This window comes from Ornithinimicrobium tianjinense, assembly GCF_014636495.1.
GTDB classification, from domain to species: Bacteria; Actinomycetota; Actinomycetes; order Actinomycetales; family Dermatophilaceae; genus Ornithinicoccus; species Ornithinicoccus tianjinensis.
Genome location: NZ_BMEM01000004.1, coordinates 133,640 through 148,002 on the forward strand (window position 1 = coordinate 133,640; position 14,363 = coordinate 148,002).

Consider the following 14,363-nt stretch of genomic DNA (forward strand, 5'->3'; position numbering starts at 1 on the left):
TCGTCGGGCCGCGGTCAGCGGTCCACGCCTCCCATCACCGGGTCGATCGACGCGACAGCGACGATGACGTCGGCGACCAGGCCGCCCTCCGCCAGGGCCGAGGCCGCCTGCAGGTTGTGGAAGCTGGGGTCCCGGAAGTGCGCGCGGTAGGGGCGGGTGCCGCCGTCGGAGACCAGGTGCACGCCGAGCTCGCCCTTGGGCGACTCGATCGCGGCGTAGGCCTGCCCCGGCGGGACGCGGAAGCCCTCGGTGACCAGCTTGAAGTGGTGGATGAGCGACTCCATCGACTCGCCCATGATCTCGCGGATGTGGTCCAGGGAGTTGCCCTGGCCGTCGGCGCCCACGGACAGCTGCGCCGGCCAGGCGATCTTGCGGTCGGCCACCATGACCGGCTCGCCCTGGCTGGCGCGCAGCCGGGCGATGGCCTGCTCGGCGATCCGCAGCGACTGCCAGATCTCGTCCAGCCGGATGACGACACGGCCGTAGGCGTCGGCGTCCTGGCGGGTGACCACGTCGAAGTCGTAGGTCTCGTAGCCGCAGTACGGGTCGGACTTGCGCAGGTCGTGCGGCAGGCCGGTCGAGCGCAGGATCGGCCCGGTGACCCCCAGCGCCATGCAGCCCGTGAGGGAGAGGTGACCCACGTCGACGGTGCGGCCCTTGAAGACAGGGTTCTCGAGGAGGAGGAGCTCGATCTCCCGGATGCCGCGACGCAGGGCCGGGAGCTCGGACTCGAGCTGGTCGAGGTGCTCGGGCAGGACGTCCTGGGCCACGCCGCCCGGTCGGACGTAGGCGTGGTTCATGCGCAGACCGCTGACGGCCTCGAAGAAGCGCAGGATGCGCTCGCGCTCGCGGAAGCCGACCGTCATGATCGTCGTCGCGCCCAGCTCCATGCCGCCCGTCGCCAGGCAGATCAGGTGGGAGCCGATGCGGTTGAGCTCCATCATCAGCACGCGGATGTCGCTGGCGCGCTGCGGGATCTGGTCGGTGATGCCGAGCAGCTTCTCGACCGCCAGGCAGTAGGCGGCCTCGTTGAAGATCGGCGTCAGGTAGTCCATCCGGGTGCAGAACGTGGTGCCCTGCACGAACGTGCGGTACTCCATGTTCTTCTCGATGCCGGTGTGCAGGAAGCCGATGCCGGCGCGGGCCTCGCGGACGGTCTCGCCGTCCAGCTCGAGCACCAGGCGCAGCACGCCGTGCGTCGAGGGGTGCTGGGGACCCATGTTGACGACGATGCGCTCGGCGCCGAGCGTCGCCACGTCCTTGACGATCTGGTCCCAGTCGCCGCCGCCGGCGGTGTAGACGGCGCCGCTGTCGACGGAGTCGGCGAACTCGTCGCCCCCGGCGTAGAGGTCGCCGGTCCCGACGGAGTCGAGGTACTCCGCGCCGTCGTCGGCGCGGGAGCCCACGAAGGTGGGGTCGTGCTGGCCGGAGTAGGTCACTTGTAGCTCCTCCGCTGGTCGGGTGCCGGGATGGTCGCGCCGTGGTACTCCACCGGGACGCCACCCAGGGGGTAGTCCTTGCGCTGGGGGTGTCCGGCCCAGTCGTCCGGCATGAGGATGCGGGTCAGGCCGGGGTGGCCCTCGAAGACGATCCCGAACATGTCGAAGGTCTCGCGCTCGTGCCAGTCGTTGCCCGGGTAGATGTCCACGATGCTCGGGACCCGGGGGTCCTCGTCGGGGCAGCTGACGTCGAGGCGGACGCGGCGCGTGCCGTGCGTGATCGACACGAAGTGGTAGACCGCGTGCAGCTCGGCACCGGTCTGCTGGGGCCAGTGGACCCCGGACACGCCGGAGATGACCTCGAAGCGCAGCCGGGCGTCGTCACGGAGCGCCGCCACGAGCGCGCGCAGCTGCTCACGGCGCACCACGAGGGTCAGCTCCCCGCGGTCGACGACGACCCGCTCGACGCCGGCGGCGAAGGCCTCGGGGGCCGCCGCCTGGAGGGCGTCGACGACCTCGTCGAAGTAGGAGCCGTAGGGCCGCTCGGACGCGCCCGGGAAGAGGACGGGCACGTCGAGACCGCCGTAGCCGCTGGTGTCACCGCCGAGTGAGCCGCCGAACATGCCCGTGCGGTGCGCCACGACGGTGGGCTCGCCGGCGCCCGCGGGCACGACGGCCGCGCCGGCCTGGGCGGTCGTGGTGTCGACGACCTGCTCCTCGGTCTGCGAGGGCTGGTTGGCCTCGTCGCGCGTCGTGGTCTGCGACGGCGGGGTCTTGTCCGGGGTCTCCGGTCCGGTGGTCGTCACGCGAGCAAACCCTTCTGGTCGTGCAGCGGCACCGCGGCGAGCGCCGCGCGCTCGGCGGCGCGGGCGGCCTCCTCGCGGCTGGAGCCGAACTTGAACTCACGGATCTGGCGCTGCAGCTCCAGGAGCGCGTTGAGCAGCATCTCCGGCCGGGGCGGGCAGCCGGGCAGGTAGATGTCGACGGGCACGATGTGGTCGACGCCCTGGACGATCGCGTAGTTGTTGAACATGCCGCCCGAGCTGGCGCACACACCCATCGAGATGACCCACTTGGGGTTGGGCATCTGGTCGTAGACCTGGCGCACGACCGGGGCCATCTTCTGCGAGACGCGTCCCGCGACGATCATCAGGTCGGCCTGACGGGGGGTCGCCGCGAAGCGCTCCATGCCGAAGCGCGCGATGTCGTAGTCGGGCGTGCCGACCGCCATCATCTCGATCGCGCAGCAGGCCAGACCGAAGGTCGCCGGCCAGACCGACTGCTGACGCAGCTGGCCGACCAGGCCCTCGACGGTGCTGAGCATGATGCCGCCGGGAATCTTGTCCTCAAGACCCATCTGTCTCACCCATTCCTTCCGCCGGGACGGGACAGCTTCCCGCACGCCGGCACGACGTCATACCCCTGCATCAGTCCCACTCCAGGCCGCCGCGGCTCCACTCGTAGACGAACGGCACCGAGACCACGACGAGGAAGAGCAGCATCGCGAGCACCGAGAACAGCCCCACCTGGTCGAAGGCCACCGCGAACGGGTAGAGGAAGAGCACCTCGACGTCGAAGACGATGAAGAGCATCGCGGTCAGGTAGTACTTGATCGGCACGCGGCCGCCCTCGTGCGCCTGCGGCGTGGGCTGGATGCCGCACTCGTAGGCCTCGGCCTTGGCGCGGTTGTACTGGGCCTTGCCCAGGAGGCCACCGCCGAACACCGACCCGAACGCGAAGAGCAGTCCGAAGAAGAGGAAGAAGACGATCGGCAGATACGGGTGGTAGTCCATCATCGGTGCCTGGACTCCTTTCGGGGCGGCCACGGCGGGCACGCCGGGGGCGGGGTCGGACGCAGGGCAATCGTAGGGGGCGTCAGGGCCATCATGCCGCAGGTGTCATCCGGCTCAGCGCATTGATCACCCGGTCGTCCAGCTGACCGTCGCGCTCCTGGGGCAGGTTGGCCATGATCTTGAGCAGCAGGCGCATGAGCGACCGGCGCGGCAGGCCGTACTTGACGGCCAGGCGCATGATCTCCGGCTTGCCGATGAGCGTGGCGAAGTGGCGCCCGAGCGTGTAGTAACCACCCAGCGCCTGCTTCATGACGGTGGTGTAGGACCGCAGCACGGCCTCGGTCTCGCCGGGGGTGGCGCGCGCGAGGGCGGAGGCGATGACCTCGGCGGCGTGCCGGCCGGCCTCCATCGACTCGGCGATGCCCTCGCCGTTGAACGGGTTGACCATGCCGCCCGCGTCGCCGACGAGCAGCAGGCCGCGGTCGTAGAGGGGCTGGCGGTTGAAGCACATCGGCAGCGCCGCGCCGCGGACCGGCGCGAGGCGGGTCTCCTCGGAGAAGCCCCAGCTCTCCGGCATCGTCTCCACCCAGCGGCGCATCACGTCGCGCGAGTCGAAGGTGCCGAAGTCCTTGGCGGTGTCCAGGATGCCGAGGCCCACGTTGGCGGTGCCGTCGCCGAGCGGGAAGATCCAGCCGTAGCCCGGCATGAGGACGTCCGGGCCGCCGGCCTCGTCCTTGGCCCACAGCTCCAGCCAGGACTCGAGGTAGTCGTCGTCGTGACGGGGCGTCGTGTAGTAGGTGCGGACCGCCACCCCCATCGGGCGGTCGTCGCGCTTGGGGCGGTCCATCGACAGCGAGAGCCGGCTGGAGACGCCGTCCGCCGCGACGACCACGGGGGCGCGGAACTCGCGGACCTCACCGGTGGCCCGGCCGTCCTCGCCCATGACCTTGGCGGTCACCCCGCAGATGTGGCCGCGGTGGTCGAGGATCGGCTCCTGGACGTTGGTGCGCTCGTGCAGGCGCGCGCCGCGGGCGACCGCGTGGCGGGCGAGGAGCTCGTCGAGGTCCATCCGGGTGCGGACCAGGCCGTAGGGCGGGAAGGTGGCGTTGCCCGGCCAGTCGAGCTCCAGGCGCATGCCGCCGCCGACGATCCGCAGCCCCTTGGTGCGGTGCCAGCCGTCCTCCTCGCGGGTGGGGACGCCGAGGTTGATCAGCTCCCGGACCGCGCGCGGGGTCAGGCCGTCGCCGCAGATCTTGTCGCGGGGGAAGGCGGACTTCTCGAGGAGCAGCACGTCGACGCCGTGGGCCGCGAGGTAGGCGGCGGTGCTCGACCCTCCGGGGCCGGCGCCGACGACGATGACCTGAGCGGTCTCGACCTGCGGATTCACCTTGGATGCGCCTCGCTTGTGCCGACGTTCACTAACTGCGCCAGTCTAGGACGGGCGTTCCTGGGGCCCAGCACAGGCTCACCTTCCGCGAATTACGGAAGAAGGATCTGTCTCAACTGACCAGGACCTGGCCCCGGGTATGGCGCGACGCGTCACCGTGCCGACCCTGACGCGTCCCGCAGTTCCCGGGGCGGTTATTCCTGACCGGGAACCCGTGGAAGCCCTGCCCGAGGGCGGGAGTGGGGCGGTGACGTCGCTGGGACGGGCCGCAAGCACTCCAGGTCCCTCAACCCACTCACGTGCGTGGGTTGCGCACGGTCAGGCCCTCGCAGCCGCGCACAACCCACTCACGTGAGTGACTCCTGCACTGTCGACCCGGTGAACCCGTGCACAACCCACTCACGTGAGTGACGTGTGCACGGTCAGCACCTGGCCGGTGCGCCTCGGCGGCGTGCGCGTCAACGCGACAGCCCGCGCTCGGCGACGTCGTCAAGGACGAGGGGACGCCCACGCCGGACCTCCAGCTCCGCGCACTGGGCCAGGAAGAGCTCGGCGCAGGCGACCGCGTCGGTGGTGGCGAGGTGAGCGGCATACCGCGGCAGGGCGTGCGACCGGCGGCACGCGTCGAGACGGAGCGTGCCGCGGGGCAGCTCGTGGTGCTGGGCGCGAAGGAGTCGCCGCTGCACCTCGAGCGTGTCGACGACCTGCAGCCGGAGCGGCCCGCCCAGCAGGGACCGGCAGGCGGCCGAGAGGAAGGTCATCTCGACCTGCGAGAAGTGGGCGAGCAGCACGCGTCGGTGCGTCGTGCCGGCGAAGGCGCCGAGGACCTCGGGCAGCACCTCCTCCAGCGGGGGCGCGGCGGCGAGCGCGTCGTCGGTCAGGCCGTGCACCACCGCCGACTGCCCCACGGGCCGGCGCGGACGGACCGGGAGGTGCCGGGCGCCGCCGAGACGGACCTCCCCTCCCCCGACCGGGACCAGGCCGACCGAGAGCAGCTCGTCACGCCGCGGTCGCAGGCCGGTCGTCTCGACGTCGAGCGCGACGAGCTCCACGTCCGCCAGCGGTGTGGAGCGCGGCAGGATTGGCAGCGCCTCGAGCGCCGCCAGGGGCGCGGCCGGGGCAGGCGACCGACGGGCCCAGGCGGACCATCCGCGACGTCCGGCAGGCGGGCCGGTCGCCTCGCGTGCCTCCATCAGCCCACCCGGGGGACGCGCAGCGCCATACCCTGCTGGGCGGTCCGAACGATCGCGAACGCATCGCGCAGGTGACGCCGGTCGAGGCTGCCGAGGCGCTCGGGCGAGAGGTGGTTATCCGGTCGCTCGCCGGCGCGCAGCTGGTCGGCCTGGTGCCGCAGCCGAAGGTAGGACATCAGCTCGAGCGCGTCCGAGAGGTCCCGGGCGGTCTCGGCCGAGATCACCCCGGCTGCGCGCGCGGCAGCCAGCCGGGCGGCGGTGCCCAGCTCGCCCGAGCCGGCCCGCAGCGCGTGCACCCGGGCGATCTGGACGACGGCCGCGATGCCGCGCTTGACGTCGAGGGTGTCCCGGTGGGCACCGGAGTCCTCCAGGACGAAGCCGCGGAAGAAGCCGATCGGCGGGCGCATCCGGGTGGCCTGCGCGGCGAGGTGGGTCAGGAGCAGCTCGGACCGGCTGGCCCGTGGCAGCACCTCGGCGCGCAGCCGCTCCACGAGCGTGGTGTCGCCGTGCAGCGGCCGCATGTCGTAGAAGATCGCCGCCCCGAGGACCGCCTCCGGCTCCGGCGCCCGCGACCAGTCGGCGAAGGTCGTCGCCCAGTCGCGCCGGCGCATCCGCCACCGCGGGTTGGTGGCCATGACGCCGCCGTCGCAGCGGGGCAGGCCGGCGGCCTCCAGACCGGCCGTCACCCGCTCGGCGAGCGCGGCCCACCAGGGGTCGGCCGGGTCGGCGTCGTCCGCGAGGACCAGCGCGTGGTCCTGATCGCCGCTGAGCCCCAGCTCCTCGCGCGCCGCCGACCCCAGGACCGTCCAGCACCACCCGCCCGGCGCGGGGCCGAGCTCCTCCCCCAGGGCCTGCTCCGCCAGCTGCAGCAGCCGGACCGCCACCGCGTCGAGGAGCGCGCTCGTCACCCGCCCGATGTCCGCCGCGGTCGCGTCCTCGGCGACCAGCTGGGTGACGACGGCGGGCACCTCGCGGGCCAGCCGCACCACCCCCGCGACGTCCTGCTGCCGGGCCAGGTCGGTGACGAGGTAGACCGGGCTGGCCTGCTCCAGCCGGACCAGGTCCGTGGTCGTCACGAGCCCCAGCACGGAGCCGTCGACCTCGAGCACCGGCAGGTGGTGCAGGTTGCGACCGGTCATCTCCAGCATCACCTCGAGCGCCAGCGCGTCGGCGCTGACGGTCACGGGCCCTTCGGTCATGATGTCGCGCACCGGACGGGAGGGGTCGAGCCCGGCGGCCACCACGCGCCGTCGCAGGTCGCGGTCGGTCACGATGCCGACCAGCCGGCCCTCCTCCACGACGAGCAGCGCCGAGAAGCCCGCGTCGGTCATCGCCTGGGCCGCCTCGCGCACGGTCGCGCCCGGCCCGGCCGTCACCGGCTGGCGCCGCAGCATGTCCCGGACCGTGGTCCGCAGCACCGCTGACCCGCGCCGCGCCTGGTGCAGCTGGCCGATCGCCGCCTTGATCCGCTCGTGGTGGGTCGCCGCGAAGTGGAGCGCCACCACCGGGTGCGCCGCGCTGAGCTCGTCGAAGGCGGCCTGCGGCAGCGTGATCAGCAGCGTGTCCTCGCGGGCGGTCACGGCATACCGGGTGGGGACGTGCTCGACCACCGCGGACATGCCGAAGCTGCCGCCGGCCCCGACCCGGTCCACCACCTGCCCGTCGTCGGTGATGTCCACCGCGCCGGAACGCACCACGAAGAGCCGGTCGTTCATCGACCCCGCGCGCAGGATCTCGCTCCCGCGCCGGGCGTAGCGCAGCGTGCAGCGTCGCGGCAGGTCGTCGAGCACCTCGCCGGGCAGGCTGTCGAACGGCGCGTGCGCCGCCAGGAAGTCGCGGACCTCAGCGAGCTCGACCTCCACTGCCCCTCCTCGGTATGCCGCGGCGCGCCCGGGCTGCCCGCGGTCGCCTCACTCCTCGTCGGCGGACGGCGCCTTGCGCGCGTGGTGGATCGCGGCGATGCCGCCGGTGAGGTTGCGCCAGCGCACCTGCTGCCAGCCGGCCGCGCGCACCGCACGTCCCAGCTCCTCCTGCGCCGGCCAGGCCTCGATGGACTCGGACAGGTAGACGTAGGCGTCCGGGTTGGAGCTGGTGCGCCGGGCGATCGCGGGCAGCACCTTGAGGACCCCGTGCTGGTAGACCTGCTTGAAGCCCGGCACCACCGGGGTGGAGAACTCGCACACGACGAGGCGGCCGCCCGGCCTGGTCACCCGCAGGAACTCCCGCAGCGCCGCGTCGACGTCCTCGACGTTGCGCAGGCCGTAGCTCATCGTCACCACGTCGAAGGAGTTGTTGGCGAACGGCAGCCGCATCGCGTCGGCGGCGGTGAACGGCAGGTCGGGGCGCCGACGGCGGCCCTCGCGCAGCATGCCGATCGAGAAGTCGGCCGGGACGACGTCGACGCCGCGGTCGGCGTAGGGCTCGCTGGAGGTGCCGGTGCCGGCGGCGATGTCGAGGACCCGCTCGCCGGGACGGGCGTCGACCGCCGCGGTCACCGCGCGCCGCCACAGGTGGTCGATGCCGCCGGTCATCACCATGTTGGTGAGGTCGTAGCGCCTCGCGACGTCGTCGAACATCGCCGCGACCTCGCGGGGCTTCTTCTGCAGGCTGGCACGCGACGGGCTCATGCGTCCATCTTCGCACCACGGCCTAGAGTGGACGGCTATGTCCCCTGCCCCCCGTCTGCGTGCGCGGACGCTCGCCGTCGACGTGACCGGCGACCTGCTCACCAGGATCCCCGACGAGGTCGACCCGCGCGAGGTGGTGGCCTGGCTGCGCGAGGGCGACGGTCTCGTCGGCTGGGGCTGCGCCGCCGAGGTGCGCACCCACGGGGAGGACAGGTTCGCGGCCGCGGAGCGCTGGTGGGACGAGCTGCGCGGCACGGCGCAGGTCGAGGACGAGGTGCGGCTGCCGGGCACCGGGCTGGTCGCGTTCGGCTCCTTCGCCTTCTCCCCCGGCTCGGCCGACCCCAGCGTCCTGACCGTGCCCCGGGTGCTGATCGGGCGTCGCGACGGCCTGGCGTGGGTGACCCAGGTGGTCGTCGAGGGCGAGCCGTGGCCCCCCGGCCACCCGGTCGAGCTGCTGGGGCGCAGCAACCCGCACATCAGCACCCCCGACCCGCTCGTGGAGTCCGAGGGCGCCGTCCCCGCCTCCGGCTGGCCCGCGGTCATCTCCCGCGGCATCGACCGGATCGTCGCCGGCGAGGTCGACAAGGTGGTGCTCGCGCGCGACGTCGTCGTGCGGCACGACCTGGGCCACGTCGTGCGCCTCGCGCCGGTCCTCGAGCGCCTGGAGTGCCGGTATGCCGCGACCTGGACCTTCGCGGTCGCCGGGCTGGTCGGTGCCACCCCGGAGATGCTCGTGCGGCTGCAGGGCGGGCGCGCCCGCTCGCGGGTGCTCGCGGGCACCATGCGGCGCGCGAACGGCATACCGCTGCCGGCGGAGCCGACCACGGGGCCGAGCGACCCGCGCCTGCACCTGGTGAGCAGCGCGAAGGACCTGGACGAGCACGCCTACGCGGTGCGGTCGGTGAGCGAGGCGCTGGCGCCGCACTGCACCGACCTGCACGTCCCCGAGGCGCCGTACGTGCTGGAGCTGCCAGACGTCTACCACCTGGCCAGCGACCTCACGGGCACGATGGTGAGCGGCGCGACCTCGCTGCGCCTCGCCGCCGCCCTGCACCCCACCGCCGCCGTCTGCGGCACGCCCACCGACGTGGCCGCCCGCGTGATCGGCGAGCTCGAGGGCATGGACCGGGGCCGGTATGCCGGTCCCGTGGGCTGGATGGACGGGTCCGGCGACGGGGACTGGGGCATCGCGCTGCGCTGCGGCGAGCTGGCGCCCGACCGGCGGTCGATGCGGCTCTTCGCCGGCGGCGGCATCGTCGCGGCGAGCGACCCCGAGGCCGAGCTGGCCGAGACCGAGGTCAAGCTGACCGCGATGCGGCACGCCCTGGGGCTCGCGACCCGCTGACCTGCGCCCGTCACCGCCGCGCCCACGGCGCTCCCACCAGGACGCCCCACGGAGGGCGGCCCCGGGGGCACACTGGGTCCTGAGGAGGTTGCGCATGGACACCCACCACGCCGCCGGGGTCGACACCGGCCCGATCGTCCACCGGACCACGGTCGACGCGGACCCGATCCACGCCTTCGAGGTGTTCACCGAACGTCTCGGGGACTGGTGGGACCCGCGCCTGACGCCGGACCCCGCCGCGTTCGAGGGCGCGGACGTCGAGGAGGTCGAGGGCGGCGCGGTCGTGCTGCACGTCGACGGCGAGGACTACCCGATCGGCGAGGTGCTGGTGTGGGACAAGGGCGAGCGCTTCGCGATGACGTTCCACCTGGCCCTGCCCCGCGACCACCCGACGGGCCTGACGGTGGACTTCGCCCCCGAGGACGGCGGCACGGCCGTGACGCTCACCCACGACGGGTGGGAGGCCGACAACCTGGCCTACCGGGGCAAGTTCACCGAGTGGCCGCACCTGCTCGCCCGGTTCGCCGCGCTGGCGGAGCAGGACCCGGGGCTCGGCTAACCTGCGCCACGTGGAGCTGATCCTGCGACCCCCGACGGCGGACGACGAGACGGCCGTGCGGGCGCTGCACGAGGAGCTCCTCGCCGAGGACTTCGAGTTCGTCCTCACCGACGGCACGTGGGACGACGTGCTGGCGCAGGTCGCCCGGGAGGCGTCCGGCGTCGGTCTGGCTCCTGGGCGAGTGCCGGCGGACTTCCTCCTGGCGGAGGTGGACGGTGAGGTCGTCGGCCGAGTCTCGATCCGGCACCAGCTCAACGAATTCCTCGTCGAGGTCGGCGGTCATGTCGGGTATGCCGTGGGCCGCCGGTTCCGACGCCGCGGCTACGCCACGGAGATCCTGCGCCGGTCGGTCGAGCGGCTCGCCGACCTCGGCGTCGACCGGGTGCTCGTGACCTGCGACGACGACAACGTGGCGTCCGCGACGGTGGTCGAGGCCTGCGGCGGGGTGCTGGAGGACGTGCGGCAGACCGGCCCTGACCGGCCGGGCAAGCGGAGGTACTGGATCACCGCGCGCTGAGCGCCGAGCCACGAGTCCGGTCATAGCCGACAGTTCGGCGATGAATTCGTTGGACGTGACCAACGAATCCTTGCCGGAAGTGTGCGCTATGAGGCGGGCAACGGGGGAAGCGGAACCGACGGTGGCCGGGGCTCCGCGGCTCCGGGGGGCGGGCGGCGGCGGTCCCTCAGCGGAGGCGGTCGCGGAGCGGGCGGTGGGCGGTGCGGTCGAGGGGCACCTCCACGACGCGCAGACCCTCGGTCGGCCTCGCGAGCGTGTCGCGCAGCCCCGCCAGGGTGGTGACGCGCGTATGACCGACGTGGTGGGCGGCGCAGAGCGCGCCCAGGTCGGTGCCGTGCGGGGTCCCGAAGACGCGCTCCGTGGCGGCGGCCGAGAGGGGCGTGGCGTTGCGCTGCGGCTCGCCGTACTCCAGCGTCGAGAAGATCCCGCCGCCGTCGTCGTTGACCACGACGATCGTGAGGTCGGGCCGCGGCTCGTCGGGGCCGATGAGCAGGCCGTTGGCGTCGTGCAGGAAGGTGAGGTCGCCCATGAGCGCGACGGCCCGGCCTGCCTCGTGGGCCAGCGCCACCCCGACCGCCGTGGACACGGTGCCGTCGATGCCCGCGAGCCCCCGGTTGGCGACGACGCGGCAGGCCGGCACCGGCACCGCGCCGAGCACGAGGGCCAGGTCGCGCGGCCCGTTGGAGGAGCCCAGGACCAGGACGTCGTCGGCCTGCAGCGACGCGGCCACCGTGATCGCCACCCCGGGGCCCGTCACGGTGGGGGTCGCCTCGCCGGCCTGGCCGTCACCCACGCCGGTCATCCGGCCGTCTCCCAGGCCGACGGCCTCCACGACCGCCGGGGTCATCGCGCGCCCGGCCTCGAGCCAGGCGGATACCCAGCCGTCGGCACCGACCGTCGGCTCGACCGGCTGCTCGAGCGCGCCGAGAGGGCGGACCCGCTCCACGACGTGGCCCGGATCGGTCCAGGCCGGCACCGCCGAGACCTGCTCGACCCGCACACCCGGGAGCCGCGACAGCGCCCCCAGCTCTCGGAAGAGGGTCAGCCGCCCGACCACCACGACCCGCTCCGGCACCAGGTGCTGCAGGCCTTCGGCGCCGCGAGCCACCCGCCCCGCGACGAGCACGCCGTGGGGCACGACGCTCTCCCCCACGGGCAGCGCCCCGAACGGCTCGGCGAGGACCGGCCACCCCGCAGCCGCGGCCCAGGCCGTGGCCCGGTGCGCGAGGTCCGGGGTGGGCAGGTCCCCCAGCAGCACGACCGTCCGCTCCCCCGGCTCGACCGGCTCCGCCGGCGCGGCAGGGACGCGGTCGACGAGGGTCCACGGCCCGCCCCCGGCCCGGCCCTCGGGCACCCCGGAGCCCTCGCTGCCCACCACGTCGGCGAGGTCCGGCACCAGCGGGTCGCGGAAGGAGACGTTGAGGTGGACCGGCCCCGCCCACCCCGGGGGCGCGCCGACCGCGGCGGCGAGCGCGCGGCATACCGTCGAGCGCCACTCGCCCGCGGCGCCGGGCGGGACCGAGGCGGGTGCCGGGAGGTCTGCCTCCCAGCGCAGCGCCCCGGCGAAGATCCCGGGCTGAGCGGTCGTCTGGTTGGCGCCCGTGCCCCGCAGCTCGGCGGGCCGGTCGGCGGAGACCACCACGAGAGGTATGCCGCTGTGGTGCGCCTCGAGCACGGCGGGGTGCAGGTTGGCCACCGCAGTGCCCGAGGTGGTGACGACGGGGACCGGACGACCGGACGCGCGCGCCATACCGAGGGCGAGGAAGGCCGCGGAGCGCTCGTCGACGCGCACGTGCAGCCGGAGCCGTCCGGCGCGGTCCGCAGCCTCGAGCGCATAGGCGAGCGGGGCCGACCGGGACCCGGGCGCGAGGACCGCCTCACGGACCCCGCCGCGGACGAGCTCGTCGACGATGACGCAGGCCAGCGCGGTGGAGGGGTGCACGGGCCGATCCTAGGACGGGGGCGGTTCAGCGGCCGGTGCGCCTAGAGTAGTGGGCACTATGGCTTCCGACTTCGAGATCGAGCTGAAGGACGCGGTCGACCCCCTGGTGCTCGCGATCGACGTCGGGTCGACCGCGACGCGGGGCATGGTGTACGACGCGCACGGCCGGCCCGTGGGGCGCCGCGCCAAGGTCTCCCACAGCTTCACCGTGGCTCCCGACGGCACCTCCCAGATCGACCCCGACCAGGTGGTCGACGAGGTGACGCAGGTGGTCACCACCCTCGCTGAGGCGCTCGGCGAGCGCCGGGCCGCAGGCGTCGCGCTCGACACCTTCGCCTCCAGCCTCGTGGTGGTGGACGCCGACGGGCACGCCCTGACCCCGTGCTTCACCTACGCCGACGGGCGCTGCGCCCAGGAGGTCGGCGAGCTGCGCGAGGAGCTGGACGAGGCCGCGCTGCAGCAGCGGACCGGCACGCGGGTGCACTCGAGCTACTGGCCCGCCCGGCTGCGGTGGCTCGCGCGCACGCGCCCGGAGGTCACCGGGTCGGCGGCGCACTACCTCTCGCTCGGCGACTACGTCCTGCGCGCGCTCACCGGCGTGCTCGCCACCGGCACCTCGACGGCCGCCTGGACCGGTCTGGTCGACCGGCACACCGCGGACTGGTATGCCGAGCTCGTCGAGATCGCGGGCATCCGCCTCGACCAGCTGCCTCCGGTGCACCACCTCGACGAGCCGGTCACGGTCGAGGCACGGCGCGCCGCCAAGATCGCCAAGCGCTGGCCGGCCCTCGAGGACGCCCGGTGGTACGCCCCGATCACCGACGGCCTCGCGGCCAACGTCGGGCTGGGGGCCTTCGACGAGACCGCGATCGGCGCGTCGTGCGCGACCTCCGGCGCGCTGCGCGTGCTGGTGAGCGAGATGCCCGAGCAGCTGCCCGAGGGCCTGTGGTGCTACCGCGTCTCGCACGACCGGGCGCTCGTGGGCGGTGCGCTCAACGACGTGGGCCGGGCGCTGGCCTGGGCGGACGTCACCCTGGCCGTCGACCAGGTCGACCCCGAGGACCTGTCCGCCGCGCTCACCGCCGAGCCGCACGAGACCACGCCGCTGGTGCTGCCCTTCTTCACCGGGGAGCGGAGCACCGGCTGGGCCGCGGACGCGCGGGCCGTCGTGACCGGCATCGGCGCGGGCTCGGCGCCCGTCGAGGTCTACCGCGGCGTCCTGGAGGGCATCGCGCTGTCCTACGCGCGCATCGCATCCCAGCTGCGGGAGGTCGCGCCGCAGCCGGAGAAGCTCTACTGCGGCGGGTCGGTCACCTCCAGCCGGCCCGAGCTGCTGCAGGTGATGGCCGACGCCATGCGCACGTCGGTGACGCCCGTGAAGATGAAGCGCTCGACGCTGCACGGCACCGCGCTGCTGGCCCTGGAGTCGCTGGCCCCCGACGTGCGCCGGGCCAAGCCGGACCGGGGACCGACCCTCACGCCCGACTACGGCCGCCGCCCCTACTACACCGAGCGGTTCCAGCGCTTCGAGCGGGTCTACGACGCGCTGTTCGGGTGAGGT

The 14,363-nt window shown here is 73.7% G+C and carries 13 protein-coding genes; 4 read left to right on the forward strand and 9 right to left on the reverse strand.

Annotated elements, in window-relative coordinates; genetic code table 11:
• Positions 1-14 precede the first annotated feature (14 nt).
• The 8 genes from IEV65_RS12235 to IEV65_RS12270 form a co-directional block, all read right to left on the reverse strand.
• Positions 15-1,439: an NADH-quinone oxidoreductase subunit D gene (locus IEV65_RS12235; protein ID WP_229735230.1), complete on the reverse strand. Its 1,425-nt coding sequence runs from the start codon at positions 1,437-1,439 to the stop codon at positions 15-17.
• Positions 1,436-2,245 (reverse strand): NADH-quinone oxidoreductase subunit C, encoded by an 810-nt coding sequence (locus IEV65_RS12240; protein ID WP_188431193.1) that lies wholly within the window; start codon positions 2,243-2,245, stop codon positions 1,436-1,438. Before IEV65_RS12240 ends, IEV65_RS12235 begins: the two co-directional genes overlap by 4 nt.
• Positions 2,242-2,796 carry a NuoB/complex I 20 kDa subunit family protein gene (locus IEV65_RS12245; protein WP_188431195.1) on the reverse strand — a complete coding sequence of 185 codons (555 nt, stop codon included), beginning with the start codon at positions 2,794-2,796 and terminating at the stop codon, positions 2,242-2,244. Before IEV65_RS12245 ends, IEV65_RS12240 begins: the two co-directional genes overlap by 4 nt.
• A gap of 70 nt (positions 2,797-2,866) precedes the next feature.
• Positions 2,867-3,232, reverse strand: coding sequence for an NADH-quinone oxidoreductase subunit A (locus tag IEV65_RS12250; RefSeq protein WP_188431197.1), 366 nt, complete (start codon positions 3,230-3,232; stop codon positions 2,867-2,869).
• 91 nt (positions 3,233-3,323) lie between these two features.
• Complete coding sequence (locus IEV65_RS12255; protein WP_188431200.1) at positions 3,324-4,619, reverse strand: geranylgeranyl reductase family protein; 1,296 nt, start codon at positions 4,617-4,619, stop codon at positions 3,324-3,326.
• 458 nt (positions 4,620-5,077) lie between these two features.
• Positions 5,078-5,812: an exonuclease domain-containing protein gene (locus tag IEV65_RS12260; RefSeq protein WP_188431201.1), complete on the reverse strand. Its 735-nt coding sequence runs from the start codon at positions 5,810-5,812 to the stop codon at positions 5,078-5,080.
• The gene (locus IEV65_RS12265; RefSeq protein WP_188431203.1) at positions 5,812-7,674 is read right to left on the reverse strand and encodes a putative nucleotidyltransferase substrate binding domain-containing protein; all 1,863 of its coding nucleotides are present in this window, start codon (positions 7,672-7,674) and stop codon (positions 5,812-5,814) included. Before IEV65_RS12265 ends, IEV65_RS12260 begins: the two co-directional genes overlap by 1 nt.
• 48 nt (positions 7,675-7,722) lie before the next feature.
• Positions 7,723-8,439, reverse strand: a complete 717-nt coding sequence (locus IEV65_RS12270) for a demethylmenaquinone methyltransferase (RefSeq protein ID WP_188431205.1) — start codon at positions 8,437-8,439, stop codon at positions 7,723-7,725.
• 37 nt (positions 8,440-8,476) lie between these two features.
• Between IEV65_RS12270 and IEV65_RS12275 the strand changes: the two genes are divergently transcribed.
• The 3 genes from IEV65_RS12275 (at position 8,477) to IEV65_RS12285 (ending at position 10,860) form a co-directional block, all read left to right on the forward strand.
• The gene (locus tag IEV65_RS12275; RefSeq protein ID WP_188431207.1) at positions 8,477-9,784 is read left to right on the forward strand and encodes an isochorismate synthase; all 1,308 of its coding nucleotides are present in this window, start codon (positions 8,477-8,479) and stop codon (positions 9,782-9,784) included.
• A 94-nt stretch (positions 9,785-9,878) separates the two neighbouring features.
• Complete coding sequence (locus IEV65_RS12280) at positions 9,879-10,343, forward strand: SRPBCC domain-containing protein (RefSeq protein ID WP_188431209.1); 465 nt, start codon at positions 9,879-9,881, stop codon at positions 10,341-10,343.
• A gap of 10 nt (positions 10,344-10,353) precedes the next feature.
• On the forward strand, positions 10,354-10,860 hold the full coding sequence (locus IEV65_RS12285) for a GNAT family N-acetyltransferase (RefSeq protein ID WP_188431211.1): 507 nt from the start codon (positions 10,354-10,356) through the stop codon (positions 10,858-10,860).
• A gap of 166 nt (positions 10,861-11,026) precedes the next feature.
• On the opposite strand, the gene menD is transcribed toward IEV65_RS12285, so the two are convergent.
• Complete coding sequence (gene menD / locus IEV65_RS12290; protein ID WP_188431213.1) at positions 11,027-12,802, reverse strand: 2-succinyl-5-enolpyruvyl-6-hydroxy-3-cyclohexene-1-carboxylic-acid synthase; 1,776 nt, start codon at positions 12,800-12,802, stop codon at positions 11,027-11,029.
• Positions 12,803-12,860: 58 nt separating this feature from the next.
• Between menD and IEV65_RS12295 the strand changes: the two genes are divergently transcribed.
• On the forward strand, positions 12,861-14,360 hold the full coding sequence (locus IEV65_RS12295) for a gluconokinase (protein ID WP_188431215.1): 1,500 nt from the start codon (positions 12,861-12,863) through the stop codon (positions 14,358-14,360).
• Positions 14,361-14,363: the final 3 nt, after the last annotated feature.

Excerpts from the sequence above, each read along its gene's own strand:
- IEV65_RS12245 (WP_188431195.1), bottom strand. The coding sequence starts at position 2,796 with ATGGGTCTTGAGGACAAGATTCCCGGCGGCATCATGCTCAGCACCGTC.
- IEV65_RS12250 (WP_188431197.1), bottom strand. The coding sequence starts at position 3,232 with ATGGACTACCACCCGTATCTGCCGATCGTCTTCTTCCTCTTCTTCGGA.
- IEV65_RS12260 (WP_188431201.1), bottom strand. The coding sequence starts at position 5,812 with ATGGAGGCACGCGAGGCGACCGGCCCGCCTGCCGGACGTCGCGGATGG.
- IEV65_RS12270 (WP_188431205.1), bottom strand. The coding sequence starts at position 8,439 with ATGAGCCCGTCGCGTGCCAGCCTGCAGAAGAAGCCCCGCGAGGTCGCG.
- IEV65_RS12275 (WP_188431207.1), top strand. The coding sequence starts at position 8,477 with ATGTCCCCTGCCCCCCGTCTGCGTGCGCGGACGCTCGCCGTCGACGTG.
- IEV65_RS12280 (WP_188431209.1), top strand. The coding sequence starts at position 9,879 with ATGGACACCCACCACGCCGCCGGGGTCGACACCGGCCCGATCGTCCAC.
- IEV65_RS12295 (WP_188431215.1), top strand. The coding sequence starts at position 12,861 with ATGGCTTCCGACTTCGAGATCGAGCTGAAGGACGCGGTCGACCCCCTG.